Source organism: Shuttleworthella sp., from assembly GCF_057251025.1.
In genome coordinates, this window is the sequence record NZ_DBHIDN010000051.1 from 1 (window position 1) to 2,178 (window position 2,178).

A 2,178-nucleotide genomic window follows, 5' to 3' on the forward strand; every position below is an offset into this window, starting at 1 on the left:
GACGGTAAGCATCTGCTTTAAGCCGGGCTCCACCGTCGTAAGGCGGTAGGCGACGGGAGAGGGCAGGGGTAACCCCCTGCCCCCGCTATTCCCTCCCCCGCTGGTTTTTGCGCCGTCTGTGTCCGCGTCGAACACTTCGCGGGAGACCCCGGCCTCCTCGAGGACCGTCTTCACGTCGTCGGCCATCTGCGGGTCAACGCCCTCCCTGCCGCTGAACTCCACCATCTTGTTGAGGATGTGGTGCCCAAAAGCGCTTGCGTTGCCAGCGGATTATCGCATCTCCCTCCATATCCTCCAGGTTCGTTACGATATCGAACACCTTGTACACACAGCCTCCCATCTCCGTCAGATGCAGCTTTCGCAGGCGTTCGCTCTCCTCTTCTATATTTTCAATCATCTCGGGAAACACCAGCTGCCGAGGAGGCAGGATATCCTGGGGCAACCCGAGCTTTTTCCTCTCCGCCCCATCCAACTCGAACGGCTCCCGAATGGCCAGAAAGCGATACGTCGGCCCCTTCTTGCTGGTGCTCAGGGATTGTGGCGAATACACAACCTCGCCCCACTCCTGTCCCTTCTCCAGGGCATGCCAATCCTCTTCGCGAACCTCCTGTACCGCTTGTCAGGCGACAGTATAAACTGACCCATAGGCGACAGAGAAAACTGCCCCACCCTCAGAGGAAAGATGAGGGGAGGGGTTTTGTATGGTTCAGCTTTCTGCCAAACTGTTGAGTGGAACAACCCTACAGTTGGCAGGTGAGGGAGCTATCAAACATCAGGACGAAGTTTCAGCCATGCTGCGGCTTCATTCCCAGGGATGGAGCATCCACAAATTATCGAGGGAGTTCTCCATGAGCCGGGTTACGGTTCGTAAATATCTCCGCAATGGCGGAGTTGTGAAGTACAACCTTACGGACAAGCGTGTTTTTCAGGGAGCCCTTCGGGGTCACGAGGACTGGCTCCGCGAGAAATTTTTTCAGCACGGCGGTAATGCCGACGTTATCCGGCAGGAGTTGGAGTCGGAGAAGGGGATAGCCGTTTCGCTGCGTACGGTAGAGCGTGCAGTGCAGGCGCATCGTGAGGTTTTACGCCGGGAGGCTTTAGCAACCGTTCGCTTTGAGACGCCCCCAGGCCATCAAATGCAGATAGACTTTGGAGAGAAGAGAGTCCTGATAGGGGGGATTGAGGTCAAGGTGCACTTTTTTGTCTCGAAGCTTGGGTACTCCCGTCGTCTCTACGTTAAAGCCTTTGAGCATGAGAACCAACAGGCTTGGTTTCAGGGGATGGAGGATTCCTTTGCGTATTTTGGAGGAGTTCCTGCGGAGGTTTTGACGGACAATCCCCGGGCTTTGGTCACAGAGCACAACCCCAGGACACGAGAGCTTTTGCTGAACGAGAAGTTCAAAGCGTTTGCAGACTATTGGGGCTTCAGTCCACGGGCGTGCGCGCCCTTCCGGGCCCGCACGAAGGGAAAGGTGGAGAACGGGGTCCGTTACGTGAAGCGGAACTGCATCGCCGGTCGGGAGTTCTCAAGCTGGTCGGATATGGAACGGCATATTGCGAACTGGCTTCGTACGGAGTCGGACGGGCGGGTGTTGACAGATGCCTCGGACACGCCGTTGAGCCGTTTTGAGTCGACGGAGAGAGCAGCGCTCCGGCCCGCTCATGGCAGACCCCCGTTTGTCCAGGTCCGGGAGTATGTGAGGAAGGTGCCCTCGGACGCCCATGTGGTTGTGGACACGAACCGTTACAGTGTGCCGTGGTCGGCCATCGGCAAACGTGTCCAGGTGCAGGTTACAGAAGCGGAGGTCGTGATTTACCAGTCTGACGGTACGGAGTTGGCGCGTCATGTCCTGCAGCCCGGCACGCACCAGAAGAGCACGGACAAGGAGCATCTTAGAGGAATTATGTATTGTGGTGGGGAGGGGGAAAGCTCCTCTTTGCGCATGGTCACGACAGATTCCCTGAGCCGTCCGCTGAGTGAGTACGAAGAGGCAGTGCAGGCGTCATGAGCAAGGTTATTGACGAGGAGCATTTCATGAGTCTGCTGGGACGTCTGAAGCTGACCGGCATTCGGGAGAATCTGGATACTTTGCTGGACGCAGCGTCCAGGGAGGGGCTGAGCTACCGCGAGGTTTTGTACCGTCTTTGCTGCGAGGAGGCGCGGCATAAGGACATCCG

3 protein-coding genes are annotated in these 2,178 nt (G+C 57.3%); 1 reads left to right on the forward strand and 2 read right to left on the reverse strand.

Annotated elements, in window-relative coordinates; genetic code table 11:
- On the reverse strand, positions 1-186 hold a 186-nt coding region (locus ACO5R6_RS07580), incomplete at its 3' end, for a hypothetical protein (protein WP_485626570.1).
- A gap of 7 nt (positions 187-193) precedes the next feature.
- Positions 194-550 carry a hypothetical protein gene (locus tag ACO5R6_RS07585; protein ID WP_485626571.1) on the reverse strand — a complete coding sequence of 119 codons (357 nt, stop codon included), beginning with the start codon at positions 548-550 and terminating at the stop codon, positions 194-196.
- Between the two features lie 151 nt (positions 551-701).
- Here ACO5R6_RS07585 and istA point away from each other — a divergent pair, with 151 nt between their 5' ends.
- Positions 702-2,009, forward strand: coding sequence for an IS21 family transposase (gene istA, locus ACO5R6_RS07590; RefSeq protein WP_485626572.1), 1,308 nt, complete (start codon positions 702-704; stop codon positions 2,007-2,009).
- Positions 2,010-2,178 lie beyond the last annotated feature (169 nt).